Annotated in this window: 20 protein-coding genes and 1 pseudogene; 9 read left to right on the top strand and 12 right to left on the bottom strand. The window is 66.8% G+C overall.

Going from position 1 to position 21799, the window contains the following annotated elements; translation table 11 throughout:
* The 9 genes and pseudogenes from dgoD to IG75_RS40050 all read right to left on the bottom strand — a co-directional run.
* A complete protein-coding gene (gene dgoD, locus IG75_RS0101680; protein ID WP_030519327.1) occupies positions 1-1149 on the bottom strand; it encodes a galactonate dehydratase in 1149 nt (382 codons plus the stop codon).
* Complete coding sequence (locus tag IG75_RS0101675) at positions 1146-1865, bottom strand: FadR/GntR family transcriptional regulator (RefSeq protein ID WP_030519326.1); 720 nt, start codon at positions 1863-1865, stop codon at positions 1146-1148. Before IG75_RS0101675 ends, dgoD begins: the two co-directional genes overlap by 4 nt.
* Positions 1866-1922: 57 nt before the next feature.
* On the bottom strand, positions 1923-2678 hold the full coding sequence (locus IG75_RS0101670; protein WP_030519325.1) for an SDR family NAD(P)-dependent oxidoreductase: 756 nt from the start codon (positions 2676-2678) through the stop codon (positions 1923-1925).
* Entirely contained in the window at positions 2675-3898 is a 1224-nt protein-coding gene (locus IG75_RS0101665; RefSeq protein WP_063834078.1) for a DUF4380 domain-containing protein, read from the bottom strand. The genes IG75_RS0101670 and IG75_RS0101665 overlap by 4 nt, the downstream gene beginning before the upstream one ends.
* Complete coding sequence (locus tag IG75_RS0101660) at positions 3895-4989, bottom strand: zinc-dependent alcohol dehydrogenase family protein (RefSeq protein WP_030519323.1); 1095 nt, start codon at positions 4987-4989, stop codon at positions 3895-3897. Before IG75_RS0101660 ends, IG75_RS0101665 begins: the two co-directional genes overlap by 4 nt.
* A 76-nt stretch (positions 4990-5065) precedes the next feature.
* Positions 5066-6082 (bottom strand): ABC transporter permease, encoded by a 1017-nt coding sequence (locus tag IG75_RS0101655; protein WP_245713125.1) that lies wholly within the window; start codon positions 6080-6082, stop codon positions 5066-5068.
* A gap of 32 nt (positions 6083-6114) precedes the next feature.
* Positions 6115-7674, bottom strand: a complete 1560-nt coding sequence (locus tag IG75_RS0101650; RefSeq protein ID WP_245713126.1) for a sugar ABC transporter ATP-binding protein — start codon at positions 7672-7674, stop codon at positions 6115-6117.
* Positions 7671-8654, bottom strand: coding sequence for a substrate-binding domain-containing protein (locus IG75_RS0101645; RefSeq protein ID WP_051714099.1), 984 nt, complete (start codon positions 8652-8654; stop codon positions 7671-7673). Before IG75_RS0101645 ends, IG75_RS0101650 begins: the two co-directional genes overlap by 4 nt.
* Before the next feature lie 86 nt (positions 8655-8740).
* Positions 8741-9038, bottom strand: a pseudogene (locus IG75_RS40050) (hypothetical protein); the annotation flags it as partial.
* Positions 9039-9107: 69 nt separating this feature from the next.
* Here IG75_RS40050 and IG75_RS37145 point away from each other — a divergent pair.
* Together IG75_RS37145 and IG75_RS0101635 are read left to right on the top strand one after the other, a co-directional pair.
* Positions 9108-11093, top strand: coding sequence for an adenylate/guanylate cyclase domain-containing protein (locus IG75_RS37145; protein WP_162183766.1), 1986 nt, complete (start codon positions 9108-9110; stop codon positions 11091-11093).
* Between the two features lie 26 nt (positions 11094-11119).
* Positions 11120-11749, top strand: coding sequence for a Crp/Fnr family transcriptional regulator (locus tag IG75_RS0101635; RefSeq protein ID WP_245713127.1), 630 nt, complete (start codon positions 11120-11122; stop codon positions 11747-11749).
* Between the two features lie 2 nt (positions 11750-11751).
* Here the strand turns inward: IG75_RS0101635 and IG75_RS0101630 are convergent, their stop codons facing one another.
* Positions 11752-12309 (bottom strand): hypothetical protein, encoded by a 558-nt coding sequence (locus tag IG75_RS0101630; protein WP_030519317.1) that lies wholly within the window; start codon positions 12307-12309, stop codon positions 11752-11754.
* A gap of 663 nt (positions 12310-12972) precedes the next feature.
* Entirely contained in the window at positions 12973-13614 is a 642-nt protein-coding gene (locus tag IG75_RS0101625; RefSeq protein ID WP_051714096.1) for a PAS and ANTAR domain-containing protein, read from the bottom strand.
* 1587 nt (positions 13615-15201) lie between these two features.
* Between IG75_RS0101625 and IG75_RS38870 the strand changes: the two genes are divergently transcribed.
* The 4 genes from IG75_RS38870 (at position 15202) to IG75_RS0101600 (ending at position 18030) form a co-directional block, all read left to right on the top strand.
* Positions 15202-15339 (top strand): hypothetical protein, encoded by a 138-nt coding sequence (locus IG75_RS38870; protein ID WP_156058578.1) that lies wholly within the window; start codon positions 15202-15204, stop codon positions 15337-15339.
* Between the two features lie 137 nt (positions 15340-15476).
* Positions 15477-16082 carry a TetR/AcrR family transcriptional regulator gene (locus tag IG75_RS0101610; RefSeq protein WP_162183765.1) on the top strand — a complete coding sequence of 202 codons (606 nt, stop codon included), beginning with the start codon at positions 15477-15479 and terminating at the stop codon, positions 16080-16082.
* Between the two features lie 76 nt (positions 16083-16158).
* The gene (locus IG75_RS0101605; protein ID WP_030519314.1) at positions 16159-17052 is read left to right on the top strand and encodes an alpha/beta hydrolase; all 894 of its coding nucleotides are present in this window, start codon (positions 16159-16161) and stop codon (positions 17050-17052) included.
* Positions 17053-17493: 441 nt separating this feature from the next.
* Positions 17494-18030 carry a hypothetical protein gene (locus IG75_RS0101600; protein WP_030519313.1) on the top strand — a complete coding sequence of 179 codons (537 nt, stop codon included), beginning with the start codon at positions 17494-17496 and terminating at the stop codon, positions 18028-18030.
* Positions 18031-18480: 450 nt separating this feature from the next.
* On the opposite strand, the gene IG75_RS0101590 is transcribed toward IG75_RS0101600, so the two are convergent.
* Positions 18481-18999 (bottom strand): glucose-6-phosphate dehydrogenase, encoded by a 519-nt coding sequence (locus IG75_RS0101590; protein ID WP_156058576.1) that lies wholly within the window; start codon positions 18997-18999, stop codon positions 18481-18483.
* A 571-nt stretch (positions 19000-19570) separates the two neighbouring features.
* Between IG75_RS0101590 and IG75_RS40835 the strand changes: the two genes are divergently transcribed.
* The 3 genes from IG75_RS40835 to IG75_RS37140 all read left to right on the top strand — a co-directional run bounded on the left by IG75_RS40835 (position 19571) and on the right by IG75_RS37140 (position 21242).
* Entirely contained in the window at positions 19571-19849 is a 279-nt protein-coding gene (locus IG75_RS40835) for a hypothetical protein (protein ID WP_030519311.1), read from the top strand.
* 403 nt (positions 19850-20252) lie between these two features.
* Complete coding sequence (locus IG75_RS0101580) at positions 20253-20831, top strand: hypothetical protein (protein ID WP_156058574.1); 579 nt, start codon at positions 20253-20255, stop codon at positions 20829-20831.
* 27 nt (positions 20832-20858) lie between these two features.
* Entirely contained in the window at positions 20859-21242 is a 384-nt protein-coding gene (locus IG75_RS37140; RefSeq protein WP_156058572.1) for a hypothetical protein, read from the top strand.
* Positions 21243-21799: the final 557 nt, after the last annotated feature.

The following is a 21799-nucleotide window of genomic DNA, read 5'->3' as shown; positions in this document are numbered from 1 at the left end:
TCACCATTCGGCGAACGACCCGTCGGGGTGGTGCCAGATCGGCCCGTGCCAGCTGGTGGCGACCGCGTCGGCCGCGCGGACCGCGTCCTCGTCGATCTCGACCCCGAGCCCCGGTGCCTCCCATCGCTCGATGTGCCCGTCGACGAACTGCAGTGGGGAGCAGTCGAGAACGTAGTCGAGTAGCTCGGCACTGCCCTCGTTGTAGTGGATGCCGATAGACTGTTCCTGCAGCAGGAAGTTCGGGGTCGCGAGCGCGACCTGCAGGCTGGCCGCCAACGCCAGCGGGCCGAGCGGGCAGTGCGGGGCGAGCAGCGCACCGAAGGTTTCCGCCAGGGACGCGATGCGCCGGACTTCTGAGATGCCGCCGGCGTGCGAGAGGTCCGGTTGCACGATCGCGACGCCCGACTCGAGCACGGGCAGGAATTCGGTTCGGGAGAACAGGCGTTCGCCCGTCGCGATCGGCACGGTCGTCGACTCCACCACGTCCCGCAACCGGTGGCCCAGTTCCGGCAGGACCGGCTCCTCGACGAACAGCGGACGCATCGGCTCGAGCATCGACACGAGCCGGCGCGCGTCCGCGACCCCGATACGACCGTGGAAGTCGATCGCGATATCGAACCGGTCGCCGATCGCATCCCGGACCTTGCCGACGCGCTCGACGACGCCGTCCAGTTCTGCAGACGTCGCCATCCGGCCGAACCGTCCGCACGCATTCATCTTCAGCGCTGTGAGACCGGCCTCGATCTGGGCGCGGGCGGCGTCGGCGACCTCGTCCGGTTCGTCGCCGCCGACCCACCCGTACACGCGGACCCGGTCGCGTACCGCTCCGCCGAGTAGGTGGTGCACCGGGGCGCCCAGCGACTTACCGAGGATGTCCCACAGCGCCTGGTCGATTCCGGCGACGGCGCTGGAAAGCACCGGGCCGCCGCGGTAGAAGCCGCCCTTGGTCAGGACCTGCCAGTGCGCTTCGACGGTGCGCGGATCCTTCCCGATGAGCAGTTCGGCGAGTTCGTGGACCGCGGCGCGAACCGTATCGGACCGGCCCTCGACCACCGGCTCGCCCCAGCCCACAATTCCGGCATCGGTGTCGATACGGCAGAACAGCCATCGTGGCGCGACTGCGAATGTATCGATCGCGGTGATCTTCACCCTGATTCCTTACTGTCGAGGAGCTGGAGTACATGCGACAGGTCGGCTACGGACTTGTCGAGCAGTGCGCGGGTCGACGCCACCGCGGCCGTGGGATCGCCCGCCCGGATGGCGTCGACGACTGCACGGTGAATCGGCACCGGGTCGTCGGTGGTGTGGTTGTGCACGAGGGAATCCCGGACCATCAGCGCCGGTTTGATGAGCACGTTCATACTGGCCAGCATTTCGTTGTGCGCGGCCCGCAACAGCAGTCCGTGCCAAGCCAGGTCCGCGGCGGCGGCCTGCTCCGCGGTTCCCGTCGCGGCGGCGGCCATATCGGTAAGGCACTTCTCGAAGTCGGCGAGGTCCTCGTCGGTACGGCGCAGCGCGGCCAGTCCCGCGGCGGACGGTTCGATGATCGCCCGCACCTCGGCGAGTTCGTCCAGCATCGCGGATGCGTCACCGGCGGAGTGCCGCCAGCGGATCACGTCCGGGTCGAGCACGTTCCACTCGGCCCGTTGCCGGACGAACGTCCCGCGGCGCTGACGGGAATCGACCAGTCCCTTGGCCGCGAGCACCTTGATCGCCTCACGCAGCGCGGTCAGCGACAGATCCATCCGCGAGCCGATCTCCCGCAGATCGAGAACCTCGCCGGGCGCTATCGTGCCGTCCACGATTTGGGAACCGAGCAGTTCCACCGTCGAACCGTGTACCCCGCGTCCCGCATAGCCTGTCATCTTTTTTCGTCGACCCCACTCTCCGTGCATCAGCTGTCACACCCCTCGTGGATGCGGTCAGGACGAATTCTTGGTGATGCTCCATCCGCCGTCGACGGTGAGGGTGGCGCCGGTGACGAAGGACGCGGACGCACCGAGCAGGAACTCGATGGGACCCGCCACCTCATCGGGGTCACCGAGCCGTCCGATCACCGTCTCTGCAGCGCTCGCGGCGCGATCCTCCTCGTCGATCCCGTCCCACTGCGATGTCAGGATGGGCCCGGGCAGCACACAATTCACCCGGACCTCACCGCCGTATTCGGTGGCCAGCTGCCGGGTCAGACCGGTCAGCCCGGCCTTCGTCGCCGCGTAGGCGGGCACCCCGGGTAGCCCGAAGCCGGCATGGACGGACGAGACGATGACGATCGCGCCGTGCCGGTCGCGACGCAAGTCGGGCAGGCACGCCCGGACCCCGTGGAAGGTACCGGTGAGGTTGACGTCCAGCTGCCGCTGCCACGACGCGAGCGCCATCTCGTGCAGCGGGGTGTGATCGGTGGCCAGCGCGTTGCAGACGAGCGAGTCGATGGGACCGAACGTCGCGTGCGTGCGTTCGATCGCTGTCGCCCAGTCGGATTCCGAGGTCACATCGCCGTGGCAGGCCAGTGCCCGGCCGCCCGCGGATTCGATCGACGCGGCCGTCTCGCCGACCGTCTCGTCACGGTCGAACAGCACAACCGACCATCCGGAGGTCGCCATGCGCCGCGCGGTCGCGGCACCGATCCCCCGGGCGGCGCCGGTGATCAGCACCGTGCCGGTATCGGGTCCTGCGGTCACAGCTCCTCCTTCCGGTCGTGTGGCCGGCCGGTGCCGGGCGCGGCACCGAGGTCGTGTTCGGCTCCGGTCCCGTTCTCGCGCAGCATGATCGGGCGCCCGAGCAGAGTGCTGTCCAGGGTGATCGCCGCACCGGCACGCACGGCGCCGACGACGCCGCCGCCGGCCAGGAGGTCGCCGCTGACGTACGCGGCGAACCGGGCGTCGCTCTCCCAGTGCCCGGCCGGGGTGACGGCGCGGACCTCACCCTCCCCGGCGGCAATCGCGCATCGGTACCCGAGTGCGGTGTGTTCGCCCGGCGCCAGCGTCGTCGACGGGCCGAGGAGTTCGATCTCTACGATCCGCGCCCGCGGGTGCAGACCGCCGAGATGCTCGATCGGTTCGCTCAGCGGGTGTTCCATCCACACCTCCACGCGGGATCCCCCGTCCGGGTAATCGCCGTGCGGATCGACCGTGAAGGTCTGGGTGGTGGTGACGCCGTGCGCTCCGTGTGCCAGCCATCCACTTGCCCCGGGGAATCCGACCTTGCCGACGACATCCTGGTGCGGTACCAGAACCCGTTCGGTGCCGAGGACCTCGTGCCGGGGCGCTCCGGTGCCGACCGCGAGCGGCACCGCCCGGTGGTCGCCGTCGGTGACACCGACGTACACACCACCGCTGCCGGGGGCGCCGGCGGCGCGCTGGGTGACGTTCCACAGCGCCCACCGCACCGGCTTCGCGGATGTGTTGCGGGCTTCGAGACGCACGTCGTATCCACTCTGCCCGTCCCGCAGCGTGACTGCCCGGGTCAGGGTCAGGCCGGTGCGCGGATCGTGTCCGCTGGTCATCGTCACGGTCACCGCCCCGGAGGTGCGCTCCACCCGCCGGTCGTACCGGCCGGAGTCCAGTACCGGATCCGGCGGGCCCGCCCACTCGGCCGGGCCGGACCATCCCTGCGGCGCGGGCCAGGTCTTGTCACCGCCGTAGTTGTTCCACACGCTCATCGGCCCCGACACCGGCGCGGGCACGTGCGGCGGCACCGGGTGCAGGTTCTGGTCCAGCAGTTCGGTGTTACGCCACAGGGTTTCCCGGCCGCGCAATTGCACCGAGAGCAGCCGTCCGCCCAGCTCGGCGACGAACCCGAGCCGCAACACCGCGTTGTCGAGCCATACGATATCGGGACGACGCCCGGATCCCTCATCGATCTCGACGAGGGTTCCGGTGGAGGGCTGCCGCGACGTCACTGCAATGAATCCGAGACGAAGACGACCTTGCCGCGGCTACCACCCGCGGCGAGCGCGAAGGCCTGGTCCGCCTCGTCGAGGGTGAACCGGTCGCTGACCACGGCCTCGGGCCGCAGGTCCCACGCGACCAGGTTGGTGGCCAGCTCCGACATTGCCTGCAGGGATGTCACCCACGACGCGTGCAGCGTCAACTGCTTGTGCAGCAGCGTGTCCGAGACCTCGCTGTCGAAGCGGCCGCCCTCGCCGATGAACGAGACATGACCCCACTCGGCCGCGTGCTCTACCGCGGTGGACCGGCCGGGCGCCGATCCGGACGCGTCGATGGTGAAGGCGAAACCCGCCCCGCCGGTGAGTCGGTCGAGTTCGGCGTCCGCCTCGTCCGGTGCGACGGTGGCATCGAAGATACCGAGCGAGCCGGCCCACTCCCGGCGCACGTCGGACGGTTCGACGCCGATGACGCGGCGGGCACCCATACCGCGGCCGATCATGCCGGCCGCGAGGCCGACGGGTCCGAGGCCGACGACCAGCAGGTCACCTTCCCCGCTGACGCGGATGCGGCGCAGTCCCTCGTAGGCCGTGCCGAACCCGCAGGCGATGAGCGCACCGTCGACATAGGACAGTTCCTCGGGCAGCGGCACACAGGTGCGTTCCTCGGCCAGAACGTACCGGGCGTTGCCGCCGTCGCGCTGCCAGCCGTAGGACTCCCGGGACGGTGAGGTGCAGCTGATGTAGAAGCCGCGGCGGCAGTTGTCGCAGAGGCCGCACCCGGCGATGTGGTAGACGATGACCCGGTCACCGGCGCCGAAACGAGCGCAGCCGGGTCCGGCGGCGACGACACGACCGGACGGCTCGTGGCCGGAGACGACGCCGCGGTAGGCGGGGCCGTCGATACCACGGTGCGTCTTGTACTCACGGTAGATGTAGCTGATATCGGTACCGCAGATGCCGGCGGCGCCGACCTCGACGAGCAGTTGTCCCGGACCGGGCGTGGGCACGGGGACCTGCCGCATCTCGGTGGTGGAGTTGCCGGGAAGGTAGATGCCCGGCATCGTCTCGGGAACGGTCCGGGTGCCCGGCTCGGTGGTGGTCACGATTCCTCCTGTGCGCGGCCGGGTCAGGACCGAGCGGTGAACGACGGTACGGAACAGGTACAGATGCGGGAGCCGGTCATGCGGTGCGGGTGGCCGCGCCGCCCCGGCGGACGACGAGCGAGTTGATCAGGACGGCGCCGACGATGATCACGCCACGAATGACGTCCTGCAGGAACGAGTTCACCCCGAGCAGGACCAGCCCGTTGCCGATCACGGTGATGAAGACGACGCCGAGCAGGGTGCCGAGCATCGTGCCCCGACCGCCGGCGAGTGCGGCCCCACCGATGACGACGGCCGCGATGATGTCGAACTCGAGTCCGGCACCCGCGCTGCCCGATCCCGCGCCGAGGCGGGAGGCGAGGAGCACTCCGGTGATCGCGGAGAGCAGGCCGGTTGTGGCGAACAGCAGGATGCGCACCTTGGTGAGGTTGATACCGGCCAATTGGGCGGCCGCCGCGTTGCCACCGATCGCGTACACCGAGCGACCGTACGCGGTGAACTTGGCGATGTAGACGAACACGGCGAACAGGATCAGCATCACCACTGCGGATGTGGGGATACCGAGCACGGAACCACCCAGTAGGTCGAACAGGCCGCTCTCGGGGAGTACTACGGGCAGGGCGTCGGTGAGATAGAGGCCGAGACCGCCGAGGACGCTCCACAAGCCGAGGGTGGCGATGAAGGAGGGCACATTGAAGGTGGCGCGCAGCCAGCCGGCCAGCGCGCCCCACGCCGCACCGAGCACGAGGGTCAGGAGCACGGCACCGAACACCCCGAATCCCCATTGGGCGCTGCCCATCGCGACCAGCACCGAAGCGAACGCGACGGCCGGGCCGATGCTGATGTCGATATCGCCTGCGATGATCACCAGCGTCACGCCCCAGGCGGCGATGCCGATCGTCGCGGCGTCGCGCAGGATACCCAGCTGGTTCGAGCCGTCCATGAAGCCCGACGCGGTCAGACCGAGCACCACGTAGAGTGCCGCGATCGCCACCACGAGGCCGATTTCGTTGAGCTGATGGCTACGCGAGCCCAGCCAGCCGCGCGCGGTGCGGGAATCACCCGGCTGGAGACTGTTCTTGGTGATGACCACGGGGTCCTCTTCTCGTCTTGGCTTCGTGGTGGTCAGGCCGCCATCGCGGCGGCGAGGACGGCGGCGATGGTGATATCGGAGCCGGTCAGCTCCTCGGCGATCTCGCCGCCGCGCAGAGCGATCACCCGGTCACAGACCAGGGGCAGCTCCTCGAGTTCGCCCGAGACGAACACGACGGCGGTACCACCGTCGGCGAGTTCCCTGACGAGACGGTAGATCTGGGACTTCGCGGCGACGTCTACGCCGCGGGTGGGTTCGTCGAGCAGGAGAATCCGGCTGCCCGCGTGCAACCAGCGACCGATGACCGCCTTCTGCTGGTTGCCACCACTGAGGTTGACGATCGGTGTCTCCGCGCGGGCGGTCGCGATCGACAGCCGCGAGATCAGGCCTGCGGCGACGTCGCGGAAGCGGCGATACATGATGGTCGGTCCGGAGCTGACCGCCCGATAGTCCGATATGACCATGTTTTCGTCGACACCGAGCATCGGCACGATGCCCGCGCCTTTGCGGTCCTCGGGTGTCATACCGACTCCCAACGCCTTCATCCGGGCCGCGCTGACGCCGCGGACCTCGGTCCCGGCCACCGCGACGGACCCGGATGAGATCGGATGGAATCCCGCGACGGCGCGGAGCAGTTCGCTGCGACCGGAGCCCATCAGGCCGGCGATCCCGAGCACTTCACCCGGGTGCACGTCGAACGACACCTCGCGAATCACCGGCGCCAGCACCAGGTTCCGCACGGAGAGCAGCGGCGTCCCGGAGCGGTCCACGACGCGCTCGGCGCGTTCCTCCACAGCCGACTCGACCGAGCCGACCATCAGCCCCACGACATGGGCGGTGCCGACGTCCTCGAGTGAAACGGTTTCGACGACCCGGCCGTCGCGCATGACGGTCGCGGTCGAGGCAACCTGCCGGATCTCGTCGAGGCGGTGACTGACGTACACAACGGCGACCCCGGCCGCCGCGATCTGGTTCACGGTCGTCAGGACAGCCTGGACCTCGGCGGCGGCCAGCGCGCTGGTCGGCTCGTCGAGGATGAGCAGCCGGGGTTGCCGCCGGACGGCACGGCAGATCTCGACGAGCTGCTGTTCGGCGAGTGGGAGCGACTCGACCCGGCTGAGCGGGTCGATATCGAGCGCGAGTTTCTCGAGCACGGCGGCGGTTTCGCGGCGCATGGCGTCGTAATCGACACGACCGGCGGTGCGGGGCCAGACGCCGAGGAACATGTTCTCCGCGACGGTCAGTTCCGGGACCAGGCTCAATTCCTGGTGAACGGTCTCGATGCCCAGCGCGGTCGACCGCCGGACGCCGCCGTCGCCGAGCAGTTCGCCGCCGACACGAATGGTCCCCCGGTCGGGGGTTTCGACACCCGCGAGCAGTCGAATCATCGTCGACTTACCCGCACCGTTGCGGCCGAGCAGTGCCCGCACCTCGCCGGCGCGTATGGTCACGGAGGCATCGGTCAGCGCTTGTACGCCGGCGTAATGCTTGGTCAATCCCTCGATCTCGACGACAACGGCGGGATCGTCCGCGCGGTGATCCATGGTGTCCTTCCGGGGGTGGTGCGGGTTCGCGGCGGGTGCGGTGGTCACGGGATTCCGTCCGGATGCGTCGCGATCCAGTCCGCGGCGGCCTGTGCTCCGACGTACTCGTCGACCGGGGCCGGGATCACGAACTCGGCGGGCGGGTTGCCGTCGATGACATCGACGGCCGCGCGGCCCGCCAGTTCGCCGACCTTGATGCCGGAGATGTCGGTGACGCCCTTGAGGATGGTGCCGTCCCGCAACATCCCGGCCGCCTGTGTCGACATATCGCCGCCGAACACCACCACGGCACCGGCCTTGCCGCGGGCCTGAACAGCGCGTGCCGCGCCGATCATCTGCGAGCCGGCCTCCCCGTAGAAGGCGTCGACATCGGGCCGGGCCGTGAGGATCTGTTCGGCGCGCTGGACCGCGTCATCGAGGGTCAGTCCCTGCTGATTGGCCACGATGGTGGCACCCGGAGCCGCTGCGGTGAGCGCTTCCTCGAACCCGATCCGGCGCTGGATGCACACCTCGAACTGTTCGCAGTTGATCACCGCGACCTTCGGTGCGGTAATGCCCTGTTGCTGGAAGTATGCCGCCATCTGGCGTCCCGAAGCCGCACCGAACTCCTTGGGGTCGCCGAGCACGTAGGCGGACACCAGGTCCCGGGCGGCATCGTCCTCGACGCAGGTGTTGTAGCAGATGATCGGGACGCCGCCGTCGTGCGCGAGCCGCAGCGCGGGGACGGAGGCGGTAGCGGAGGCGGGCGAGATGATCAGCGCGTCGGCCTTCACCGAGACGACCGTGTCGACGAACGTGCTCTCCTTGGACGCGTCCGACTGGATGTTGGACGCCAGCAGCTGCGGCGCGTCCGACATCTCGGAGAACGTCCCGTTCAGGCCTCTCGCGACACCTGCGTAGTACCCCTCGGCGTTCAGGTAGACGACCCCGACACGGCCATTCTCGCCAACCTTGCCCGCGCAGCCCGCGACGGTCGCGGCGATCAGCACCGCACCGAGGATGGCTCCCCATTTCCTCTTAACCTGCATGTGACCTCGATGTCTCGCCTGGGCAACTTCGCTTCGATCAGAGTCGCCCACCACACCCCGAGGTGTCAATACTAAATTATTATTTATTAGCGGCAGGGTAGCCCAGAGCTGCGTTGGCCACCGCCTAGACGGTGATCCCGGCCGCAGCGAAGCAGCCGCAGTCGCTCTACCACGCCGACGGGCGGGGAGGCTCCCCCTGACGCGACCGGCACAGGACAGCAGATGTCGCACTCCAGCCCTCCCCGAGTGCGATCGCGTCGGCCCACGACACCACTCGAACAGGCTGTTGAGCAGCAGCCCGACCAGCAGCACTGCGGAAAGGTAGGTGCACAGCAGAGTCTGCTTCGCGCAGGTCGCATACGCGGATGCGGATTTCACCGGGCGCTGCAGCGGCGTAGACGTGATCAGCTGTACTTGTTTCTCTCGGGCGAGTCGCGCGGTAGCGTTCGCGTGGTGTCGAAGGTCAAGGTTCTGCTGTGGCTGGGACATGTCGCATTGCCGGCACTCGGATTGTGGCTGCTGGTAGCCCGCCCCGAACTCGACATGGACTACGAACACCACGGGACACACTTCTGGCTGGTGCTCACCACCGCCGCCATCGCGATGGCCCTGGGCGTGATATTGTTCCGCGCCGCCCGGATGCGCCGGGACGCCAGATTGATCCTGGTGTCGCTGGTATTTCAGTTCAGCGCGGGTTTCCTGGGACTGCACGCATTGGCGACGCCGGGCGTGATCCTGCATACGCCCAACGCCGGCTTCGTCTATTCGGTGCCTGTCGGGCTGGGACTCGGCGGTGTCGCCGCCCTGGTATCGGCGGTGGAATTCGGGCCCGCCGCGGCCGCCCGGCTGCATCGGTTCGCGTGGATATTGTCCGCGCTCCCGACGCTGCTGCTCGTAGCGTGGGCAGTGGTATCGATGGCACAGCTACCGCCACTGCATCACGCACCCGATCCGGCGGAGGCCAAGGGGCCGCTGGTCGGTGTGGCCTTCGTCGGATCAGCGTGCTACCTCGCCGCGGCGTTTCGCTATGGTCACCGGTACGTACGACGACGCGGAGTGGTGCTGCTCAGCGTGCTCACCGCTTTCGTACTGCTGGCCGAGGCGCTTTTCGCTGTGGGTTTCAGTCGCAGCTGGCACACCTCGTGGTGGGAATGGCATGTGCTGATGCTGGCAGCCTTCGTCCTCATCTCCGGGAGCGCGCACCTGCAATTCCGGCGGGAGGGTTCGGCTCTCGGGCTCTTCGACAGCGTCACCTTGTATCAGACCATGGCCGGGCTGGAGCGCGACTACACGCATGCCCTGAACGAGATGGTCGATGCGCTGCGTGCGCGCGCCGACGGCGGCGTCGCCCCGGCCGAGCCGCTGGGAGCGGTGGGTGTCCGGCTGTCCAGGCGATTCGGGCTCACCGAACGCCAGGTCGCGGTGCTGCAGCAGGGCGCCTACGCGCTGGGTAGTGAGCGGGAGCAGGTCCGTCGGCTGGGTCTGCTGGCGGCGATCGGTGAGCGGTCGAATGTGATCCGCGACGAACAGGAACTGCTCGATGATGCACTGCGGCTGGTGTCGGAGGCATTCGAGCGGGATCGATTCCGGCTGGGTTTGGTGCGAGGCCGCGAACTGGCCTTTTTCGATGGTGGATCCGCCGATCCACGGTCGTTGGCGTTCCCGCTGGTCGTCAAGGGAAGTCGTGCCGGAATACTGGAGGCGCAGCGCGCGGGGGGACTCTTCAGCGATACCGAGTTCGCGATGCTGCGATCGTTCGCCGACCGGACGTCGGTCATGCTGGAGAATGCCCGCCTGTATCGGCAGATCGACGGGCTGTTCCGGTCCTATATGTCGCCCACGGTAGCGACCGCACTGATCGCCGACCCCGCCCAGGCCGGACTCGGCGGCCGGATCGCCGAGGTCAGTGTGCTGATGGCCGACTTGTCAGGATTCACGCCGTTCTCCGAGTCCTCGCCCCCGGAAGCGGTGGTGCATATGCTGAACACGTATTACGGCGTGATCGTGCCGGCGATCCTGGACCACGGTGGGACCGTCGTCCAGTTCGTCGGCGACGCGGTGATGGCCCTGTTCAACGCGCCGACCCACCAGCCGGATCATGCACTGCGGGCGGCCGGCGCAGGGCTCGCCCTCCAGCGAGCGGTCGCCGAAACGGCGATTCGGCATCCCGGCTGGCCGCGATTCCGGGTCGGGGTCAATACCGGTCCAGCGCTGGTCGGCAATATCGGCGCGCCGCAGATGCGTAACTACACCGCGATCGGTGATACGACGAATCTCGCCGCCCGGCTGGAGAGCCTGGCGGAGCCCGGGACCGTAGTCATCGGCTCGCTGACCTACGCACACCTCGGCTCGCGCGCGCAGGTACGCAATCGTGGCACAGTCACTGTCCGAGGCCGGAGCGAACCGGTGACCTGCTATGTGCTGGATGGATTACGGTGACGACCGATTTCGAGATACTCCGTGGCTTGAGCGAGCCGGAACAGCGCGAAATTCTCGCCTCGTGCACACCGCGCCGGTACAAACGGCGGGAAATCATCTGCCACGAAGGCGATCCCGGTGACTGTCTGCATTTGATCAAATCCGGCCGGCTCATCGTCCGGGTAGCTACCCCGCTCGGGGATACCGCGACGCTGACCATGCTCGGCCCCGGCCACTCGTTCGGTGAACTGGCGGTGCTCGACAGCCACTCGCGCCGGACCGCGACCGTCGAAGCAGTGGAAAGTGCCGAGACGTTGGCGTTCGGTCGCGCACAGCTGACGGCACTACGTCAGAGATACCCGGAGATCGACCGGGTCATGATCGACACATTGGCCGCCCAGGTACGGCGGCTCTCCGCGCAGGTGCTGGAAGCGTTGTATCTACCGGTCGAAACCCGGGTCGTGCGACGTCTGATCGACCTCGCTGCCCTCTACGGCGGATCGAGTCCCACTGCCGAGATCCGGCTCAATCAGGAAGATCTCGCGTCCATGGCAGGTACCACCCGGGCCACGACGAACAAGGTGCTGCGCGACCTGCAACAACGCAACATCCTGGCGCTGACTCGTGGCCGGATCACCGTGGTCGACCGGGTGGCGCTGGTTCGCTTCGCCCGCTGAAGCTATTTCGCGAGTGCCTTACCACCGGAGGGTGCGACTGCGAACCAGGTGCCGCCGACACCCTGACCCCGCAGATCTCCGGGCCGGCGGTCCTTCGAGAAGTGGTAAACCGGCCAGCCGCCGATGGTGATCTGGCACGAACCGTCCGCGCGCTCGACGAATCCGACCCGCCCTGGGTCGATACCCACGATATAGAGCCCTTGCCCCCGGCTCACCAGCAGCGGCGGCCAGGTGACGGCACAGTCACCATTGCAGTTCGACTGTGACGGTGTGGCGGTGTCCTTGTCGAACCGGTAGAGCGAGCGACCGTCACCATCGGTTACGCGCAGCCCGACCGCCGGGTCGGCGACCGCGGTGAGCTCGACGGCATTCGCACCGTGCGGCGCCCGCCCGTCGTAGATGTTCAGCCATCCCTGCGTTCGCACCGGCGCCTGCGCCGACGTCGCCGGCCCGGCCGGCACCGGATCCGCCGTCGCAGCCGGCGGCGCGGACAAACCCACAATCGCAGCAGCGGCGAACGCGATAGCGGTCGTATTGATCAGGGTGCCGAATCTCGACATGGGATCCTCCGAATGGCTCTCGTTGTTCAGTGACCACAATTCTTCGGCCCCGGACCCGCACCGTCTGTTTCCGCACCGACATCCACTGTGTGTCCGAGCCGACACAAGGCCTTCGCCGCACGTGTTGCAGGCGAGATCGACGCGACGATCGAAGACGGCCCGGCAGAGCCAGCGGTGCAGCATTCCCGCAGAGCTGATGCACGGGCCGGGCGGGTGGCGCCGCCTCCGGGTGCGGCGCTCAGCAGCAGGATGGCCGCAGGATGACCAGCGTCACGGCTATACCCGCGGTGATCAGGGCGACGGACCTGATCACGGATACCGCAGAGTGCGATATACCAGCGACCGCACCGGCCAGCAACATTGTGGTGATGAAGGCCAGGGCCAGGGTGCCCCGGTCGGTGGTCGCCGGCCAGGAATCTCTGCTGCGCGAGCGGGATACCGCGACCCGTGACGGCCCGGATCGGGCCGATATCGGTGTCGATAGCGCTGTGTATCGAGCCATGGCCAAGCCTTCCGCGCGTCGCCCCTCATCGGGTAGACCTACCGGCTCACTCCGACCAAGCGCGGAGTTGCATGTCCAACCACCATTCGGGCAACCTCACCTGAACCGATCCCAGCCCCCGCTTGGAGCGGTGAATACCGGTTCTTACGCGGCCCGGTGTATCAGCGTGTCCGGTGTTCGTGCGCGGTGAGCAGCAGGTGGTCGAAGCGGGTGCGGGTCTGCACCGCCACGCCACCGAACTCGGTGAGGCCGGTAACGAGATTCTCGGCCAGTACCCGCAGCTTGGTGTTGGTTTCCTGCGACCGCCACACCAGCACATCGAATGCTTTCTCGGCCGGGATCGCATACATCACCATCACCGCACCCTTGGCCTGTTCGATCACCGACCGTGCTTCCACGATCTCGGGCATCGCCTCGTCGATCACCTGGGCGCGGATACTGGCCGCGGTGTCGGAGACATCGATGTAGAAGCCCATGGTGCCGATCGAGGCGCCGGACCCGTCCCGCATCTGATCGCTCACCACCAGAATATGGTGCTCGGCGCCGTCGGCATCGATGATGCGGTGCCGGGAACAGTAGGGCCGGCCGGCCTCCACGACCGCCGACAGCAGGTCGGCGACCTGGTCCCGGTCATCGGGGTGTTTATGTTTCAGCAGTAGCTCGACGGTCATTTCGACCTCGCCGGGGCTGTAGCCGTGCAGGGCAGCGACTTCGTCGGACCACTCCCAGCGCTGTCCGTCGGCATAGAACCAGAAACCCCCCACACGCTGCAGTGCAGGGCTGGGGTTCGGCTGGTCGGTCATAGAGCCTCCTCGATCACCACCCCAGTATTGCCACTGCCCCGAGCAGCCGATCGCGCGACCTGCGCAAAGCCGAACAAAGCAGGGGGCCAGGCCGGTGGCCGCAGATACCCTGTTCAGGCCTGTAGCGCCTCCTCGACGCTGTGGTAGAGCGCAAGGAACTCCCCTCGCCCGGTGACCCCGAGCGGGCGAATCACGCCTCGACAACCAGGCCGGGCGGACTCGCCGGACGGGGCCGAAACTCTCGCCGCAGACCTGGCCACCTTCCTCGATTACGCCCCGGGCAGTGATCTACCGCCGCGTACTCGCGGACCTGGTCGACCGGGGCTCACCACCGACCCCATGGCGAAAAAGACCTTCCCGGCGACACCGCCCGCGAAGAAAACCACCATCAGCAGCAGATCCAACCAGGACAGCGCCGCAAGCCCGCCGCGGCGCCGGCTTCTTGCTTCCCGGGCCCCACCCGCGATGGCGGCTATCGAGTGTTTATCCGATTCATGAAGGGCTAGTTCGCTGGGGCCGGAGGGGGTTAACCAGTCAGCCCCCTCCGGCCTATCGTCGGCCGGAAACAGGCGACTATCCTCGGCCTACAGCCCGGGCCCTCACCCTCGAATCCATTCCCCACCAGCGCATCGACATAGACCGGTGCTGGCGCACGCACCGCGGGACATTTTCGTCAGGTGACATTTCGCCTCAGAAGGCAACCGGGCAAGGATATGAGACGGATAGCTGCGCTCCGACCCGGGGTTCGCCGAAACGTTGATGTTCAAGCAACTGGACGCGCGCTGAGAAACCCGGCTACGCCAACTTCGCGATTACCGAACCGCCACTGAAGGACAGGTGGGCAGCGTAGAACAGATGATCGCCCGCATCGGGATCACCGCAGTGACGTCACAGGGCGCCGGCAGATGTCGTGATCATGATGCGGACCCTTGCCTCTGCCTGGACAGCCAGCCCTCGATCGCCGATGGCAACGGCTCAGGTCGAGTCGGCGGAATGGATGCGCTGGCCTTCGATGGCCGATTACCGGACGTGCCGAGCCACAGCTCACTGCCGACCAGATCCTCGACACTTCGGAACCCGAGCACGCGACTGACAATCTGCAGGTCGTGCAGTGTCAGCCCGGTCGCCGCGCCGACGGAACGTGTGCGTCCGCCACCTCGCCGTCCCGGATTGGGTCGTCTGCTCATCGCGCACTCGCCCCTCCCCGAAGCGCAACTCTGCCGCTGAAGAATTCCACCTCGTCACACATGGACCCACCTTCAATTACATTTCGACTTGTAATGAAAGTAACTCACCGGCAATGTGACGTCAACCACAGCGGAATCGGTGGTACGTGTACGTCCGGCCCACCGCACCGACCGCGGATCCCACTGCACGAAGCGCGTCCTCGTTACCACCTTCGCAGCCATTACCTGGACGAACCGAGTGACGAGGTCATCGAATCGATTCTCGACCGAGGAGGACGCATGACCGCGCCCTCACCGGAATCTTCCTCGAACATCTCGCCAGCGCGATCGCCGCGGTGAGCCCGGATGCCACCTCTTTCCACGGCCGCAATACCCGGCACTCCTTCCTGACGATTGCCGGATGGTCCGCCCCCGAGCACGAGTTCTGCGATCACCGGCGATGGACTCCTGCTACGCCAACTACCTCGACGACGAGCAGATCTACGACCCCACCGACCTCTCGCGCGGAAACCGCAACACCCCGCCGACGACCAGGTGAACACGTATGGCCGGGCCGCCACCGTGCCCTCTTCGTGCAGGGCAGGCCCGATGTTCGGCCGGAGAAGCATCCGACGACTCGGGACGAGGTGCCGAGGAGGAGGTCTCCGAAGATGCATTCTCGGTACGGTGAACACCATGCCGGACATCTCCGCCGTGTCTCGTACCGGCCGTCCCCGCGACAGTCGAGTGGACAGTGCGCTTCTCGAAGCCGCGGCGCACCTGATAGCCGAACGCGGCTACGGCGCGCTCACCTTCCAAGCTGTCGCCGATGCGGCGGGGACCAGCAGACCCGCGCTGTATCGCCGGTACAGCTGCCGCGCCGATCTCGTCGTCTCCATGCTGATCGACCGCTACGGCCTACAGCCCGGCGCCGAGGATCTGGGCGACATCGAAGCCGAACTCCTCGCGATCCAGCAGCACCAACGCGAGCTGTTCAACGACCCGGTACTGCGCCGAGCCGTGCCCGGCCTACTGGAGGAACTCGGTCGCACACCGGAGGTCGCACACCGGTTCCAAGAACAGTTTCTCCGGCCGCGCCGACAGTCCACAGCAACAATCCTCGAACGCGCGGCCGCCCGAGGCGAGATCACTGTCGAAGTCGACCCCGAATGGCTGTGCGACCTCATCACCGGGCCGATGCTCATGCGCGCACTGGTACCCGGACTCGGGCCCATCGACGAGACGTTCGTGCAGTACACAGTGCGCTCCGCCCTCGACGCGGTGGGCCTGACCGAGCACTGACAACTCCATGGTTGACGTCACAATATCCGCGCGGGTACATTTCATTACGGATCGGTACGTAATGAAAGGCTGGTCGATGCGCGAAGACGTGGAATTCCTCAGTGACGGAGTCACCCTGCGCGGATGGCTGTACCGGCCGGAAGACCGCACCGATCCCGTGCCGCTGGTGGTGATGACCCACGGCTTCGCCGGCGTCAAGGAATGGGTCGCCCCGTTCGCCGAAGTATTCAGCGCCGCCGGCCTCGCCTGCCTGGTCTACGACCACCCCGGATTCGGCACCTCCGACGGTACCCCGCGTTTCGAGGTCGATCCGGCCGCGCAGATCGAGGGCTACCGCGACGCGGTCACCTACGCACAGACCCTCGACGGAATAGACGGCGACCGGATCGGTATCTGGGGCACCAGTTACGCCGGCGCCCATGTCCTGGTCGTCGCGGCCACCGACCGCCGGGTGCGTGCCGTCGTCTCCCAGGTCCCACTGACCAACGGCTGGGCTACCTTCGGCCGCCTCGTACCCTCGATCATGCTCCCGACCGTCCACCAGGCGATCGCCGCGGACCGGTTCGCCCGCGCCGCGGGCGAACCACACCAGACGATCAAAGCCGCCTCTGACGACCCCACCGAACTGGTCGCGATGCCCGGCGCCGAAGTCTACGAATGGCTGATGGCAAACGGCCCGCAGATACCCACGTGGCGCAACGAAGTCACACTCTCCAGCGTGGACAAATTCCAGGGCTACGCACCGGAAGCGTTCCTGCGCCGTGTTTCCCCGACTCCCCTAATGATGGTGATCGCCGAGGGCGACACCCTCACCCCCAGCGATATCGCGCTACAGAGTTACGCCGACGCCCTGGAACCCAAACAACTCACACTGATCCCCGGTGGCCACTTCGCGGTGTACGGCGAGCGATTCGACCAGGCATCGTCGGCCGCTCGCGACTTCTTGCTGACGAAACTCGCCGATCGGTGACGTACCGGATTGCCCGGCAATCGGCCGAGACGTGAGCCGCCGACCGGTCGAGATGATGTCATCGAACAGATCACAGCGCCGATCGAAACGGCGGGCAGGTCGCAGCCGGTCGACATCGGTCACCGAGTAGGAACCGGGTCGCTCACCAGCGCGAGCGCGATATCGCTGTCCTCCCCGAGGACACTCGGAGCGCACCGAAGCCGGTAGCCGCCAATGCAGCGGAAGCCCGATCGTCGCACCATTTGGTTGACGACCGGGAGATGACACTCCTACGATACGTTACAACATGTAATTATTCTGGAGGCGTAATGCAATCCGCAGCGGAAGCAATCTCCGAGTACGGTCACGAATCGCCTGGGATTCTGTGCCGCTGCGACGTCGCACGACCGAGCACATCGGCACCCGGCGGCGAAGACTCCTCGGAGCCCCTTCGGTGAACGAATGAACTCGCTCGCATTGGAAGTCGGCGATAACGGAATTGCGGTTGCCCGCATCACCGATAACGACCTCCCCGGACTTGTGGTGCGCGTGCCCACACCGCCCCTCGACGGGTGGATCGTCTGCCGCAACCTGCTACTCGATGTCGCGGGCGACGACGAAATAACAACCATCGGTATCGCCTGCTCAGTTCCGGGCAGCAGCACGCTCGACACCCCCACATCGGGCTCGACCGAGCAGTGGCCGGCGGGTAGCGACTTGAAGAACGCGGTGCAGCGCACTTTTCCGGCCGCAGCCATCTATCTAGCGCCATATCGCACGTGTGTTTCGCTCGCCGAGTCCCAGAACGATGGACTGCCTTCAGAGGAGTTGGCGCTGGCGGGGGCCGGAATTCTCGCGCTCCTCGCATACAAGCGCCGACTCGTCGATATCCTCCGGCGTTTGGAAGCCGGCGCTCTGGAGGGATCACACACCTCACCCCGAGCCTGCCTCCATCAAACCATTCGATGGCGTTATCAGGACCCGGGATACAGGTGGTGATGAGGAAAGCCGCCGCGAGCCGAACCGGCCGGGAGCGTGAGCAGTCCATGGGTGGAATCACCGGCGGTGAGCCGACGGATCTGTGAGCACTCGGCGACATCGCAGCTGCGGCGTGCCGGGGCCGGCCTCACTTGGACCGAACACCCAGAGCCTGCGGTCCTTTCGCCGCCACCGTTATCGAACTCGATCAACTGACCTGGTTCGAGCGTCTCGCCTCCGCAGTAGAGGATGTCCGCACCCTCGACCGGCAGATCCGAATCGCCGGCTTCCTCCGCACCGTGCCCTCTCGACGTCGGCGATCCGTCGGGTATCGTCGAGATTCGGGCCCCAGGCACCGGGTCGTCGATGCCCGGTCCTGCGCCGATCGGACGCACTATCGGAGACGGCGCCGCTCCTCTTCGCAACGTTCCTCCTCCTTCTCGATCTCTTCCCCACGAGCTGTCTTGTCACTCATGGTTGCCGCCTCGTTCCAGTGGGGTCCAGACGCATCACCGGGTCGGTATCGAGCATCCGGCGCAGTGCAGTATCGAGCGGCGGCGGAAATACGAGATCGTGGCCCAGCCGACTGTCCACCGCCGCGATCGCCGCGGTCAGCGGTGACGCGGAGACGCGGCCGACGATCGTGTCGAACAACCGGGGCGGCGTCGCCAGGTAGTACAGTGCCCGCCGCCGAATCCCCGCCGGTACCCGGCGGGTGGATCGCTTCCGGGCCGGCTCGCCCAGTTCGGCGGCGTAGAGCAGTCCATCGGGTGTGACCAGTACATGTTCGGCGATGACCGCGACGTGGCCCGGGGATTCGCTGCTGCCCCACTCGGTTGCCGCGAGCCGGATGTGTCGCAGACGCCAACCGCCGTCATCGGCGAGCAACTCCTCGACGGCGTCCCGGTGCATCCACGAAAAGGGTCCGGCGCCGGATCCGAAGCATTGCCACAGCGCTTCGTCGACGGCCGGGAACATTCGCTGATTCATCGTGTACTCCTAGGCTGTGCCCTATTCCCGACGAGTTGTCCGTCATCGGGCTCGGCCACGGACCCGCGAGCATGCCGAACTGCGAGGGACCACTGTCACCACTGTGGGATGGACCGAATGCGGCGCACGCTCTGTCGTCCGGGCGGCGACCCGCGGCCACCAGCCGCACTCGCGGCCTACGAACCCGGATCAACGGCACAAGCATCTGTGATCTTCCTCGGAGGAATGCTGCATGCGCCGATTTCGGAGCTTTCCTCTCTAGAGTTCTACCCTCCACGTCCCGGCGCCACATCCACCCGCGAGGAAACTTGTCCGTTCCGATGCCCATCTTCTAACGGTGCACGATGTCGTTGTCCCCCGGTGACCCGATCGGTGACCATTCACCCCTACGATCGTTATCAGCGCTCCGGTTGCCGGCACGGACTCGTGGGTCTCCCCGCCGGCCCGTCCGCGACAGCGCGGATCGGCCCGTCAGGAGACGAGATTTTCCGCGGCGCCGATCATATGGTGCCGCACCGCGGGCCGCGGCCGCGTCGGCGTTGCCGGTCTCGATGGCCTCGACGATGGCACTGTGCCGCCCGACGTCCATATTGCCGACTGCTTTGTCCAGCCCGGCCACATGATCGACATCCGGATCGAGCTCTCCGGCGACGGCCAAGAGTCAGGAGAGAAGACGGCGAAGGACGGCGCGCGACGGGTCGCCTTGTCCGGCGGCGAGCACGACACGCTCGCGAATGCGGACCCCGGTGGCGTGCCGAACGGCGGCCGGCCCGCGATCGGTCCGATAGTGCTCCCAGGAAGTTCAGCGGCAATGCCGCACTCGACTCGTGCGACGCGGAGGAAGAAGTGATCGGAATTCGATCGTCTGCCGATCGCCGCGTGGCGCGGGCGCAGCCGACAGCGCGGCGGTCGGTCCTTCATGAACGACCGACCGCCGCCTCTACATCACTCACCGGCCTGAAGCCCGATACAGCGTGGCGAGCATTCGCCCCGGACTCGCCCGTTACCGCGACACCGAGCAAGCACACACCGTCTTGGCCACGCTCGCGAACCACCCCGCCTTCAATGAAAACTGCGACAGTTTCGCTTGCTCCGCAGATCCGACCAACCGGATTCAGTAGCAGATTCGTTCGAGGGGTGACCTACGCAATCGGTTCCCAACGCATAGCATTCGGGGCATGCACCGTGGCAATTGGTTCCGTGTCCTGCTGTGCCTGGCCGTGCTCAGCAGTACCAGCGGATGTATCGGTGCCGTGGACCGCGCAGATTTCGAGGACCGGATCCGGACACGCGGCGGCGGGTTGGTGAGCGCCCTGCCGCAGGCCGCGATCGCCGCGCTGGCCCAGCGCATCGACGCAAGCGACCCGGAGCTGAACGTCATCCTCCTCAGCGCACCGAACTCGACCCAGTTCCGGCTGGTCGTGAACAACCAGCCCGCCCAGGTGACCGACTTCCTCGCCGAAAGCGACTTCACCGCCCGCGAACCCACTGTCCGCCTGCGTGTCCGGCCGCCCGGTCCGTCCCGCGTGATGGACGACTACTCCTTCACCCTCGGCGACCTGAGTGCCCCACGTCCTGTGCGGATTTCCTCCTTCGCCGACCTGGACAGCCAAAACTTCAGGGCCAGCGAGGTACCCGGCCTCTCGCGCATCGAAGACATAGTCGACACCGCTCGCACGCGCAGCGAAATTATCGATGGACAGGTCACCGCCATCGTGGTGAGCCGCTTCGGCCGCGACATCCGCATAGTCGCCAACGTGGCCTCCGCCCGCTCGGAGGCACTCGCCGAATTCGACCGCGCCGGCGTCTTCCTTCGAGCCCAGCAGGTATAGCCGATGCCCCGTCCAGCGACAGCCCTCTTGACCGGACTCCTCACCGGCGCTCTCAGCATCGTTGTGCCCGTAGCTATCTGGCCAGGCGAAGCGAAACTCACCGCGCCTCTGTTTTGTTCCGCCCCGGCTACCGAACCCATGGTCGTCTCCGACACCTTCCACGACTCCGAAGGCACCTCCACCAACTACACCCTCTACTGTGTAGGAGACCACGGAATCCTCACCAACGAGGGCTTCGCCCTACCCATGCTGGTGATCCTCACCGCGCACGTCGTGATCGTGACGAGCCTGGTATTACTCGCCGGACTGTTCAACACCAGCACAAAGCCTGTACGTGATCGGCCTGTTCAAGGTCTGTCTCGATCAGAGTCGAATCTGCCCGTAAGCAGTGAAGACTACTTCGAACACTGACTCTCCGACCGCCCGCACGAGCTGTCGTGCGCCCGGAGTACGGCTGAACCGGACGAACATGATCATGGTTGTCGAGCACCACAAGCGCAACTACCGCCAGGGGGTTTCGCGCCTGATCAGGCCCGCGCCGCACTCCCGCCACCCCGGCACCTACACCCGCTCCCCGCGACGCCGCCCGACCTTGGTAACAGTGTCCGCAGTGAACTACTACCGAGACAGGCTGCAGCGGTGCCCAGCGAGCACTATCGCGCCGAAGTCGATGCCGCCATCGCGCAACTGGCTGCGAGTTCCTACCGGGATATGAGTGGCTGATTCCCTCTTCGATGTCAGTGGCGCAGGCGGGCCGGATATGTTGACGCCCTCTGTTCTACCGACCTTTCGTCAGGCGGTTCCCTGCGTCGCCATCTCGAGTGCCAGCCGGGGGAGCGCGTGACGGCGCGGGCTGGCGGACCCGCTATCACTCTTCGGCCCGGGCCCGCCCGGTCACACAGATGTCCATAAATAGGGCATTTGTGGACAACAGTGCGTCCTCAAAAATCGCTGACCAGCGATGAGTC

The organism is Nocardia rhamnosiphila NBRC 108938 (assembly GCF_000720425.1).
Classification (GTDB): domain Bacteria; phylum Actinomycetota; class Actinomycetes; order Mycobacteriales; family Mycobacteriaceae; genus Nocardia; species Nocardia rhamnosiphila.
The sequence above is the reverse complement of the archived record's forward strand: the minus strand, read 5'-3'. Positions and strand labels throughout refer to the sequence as shown.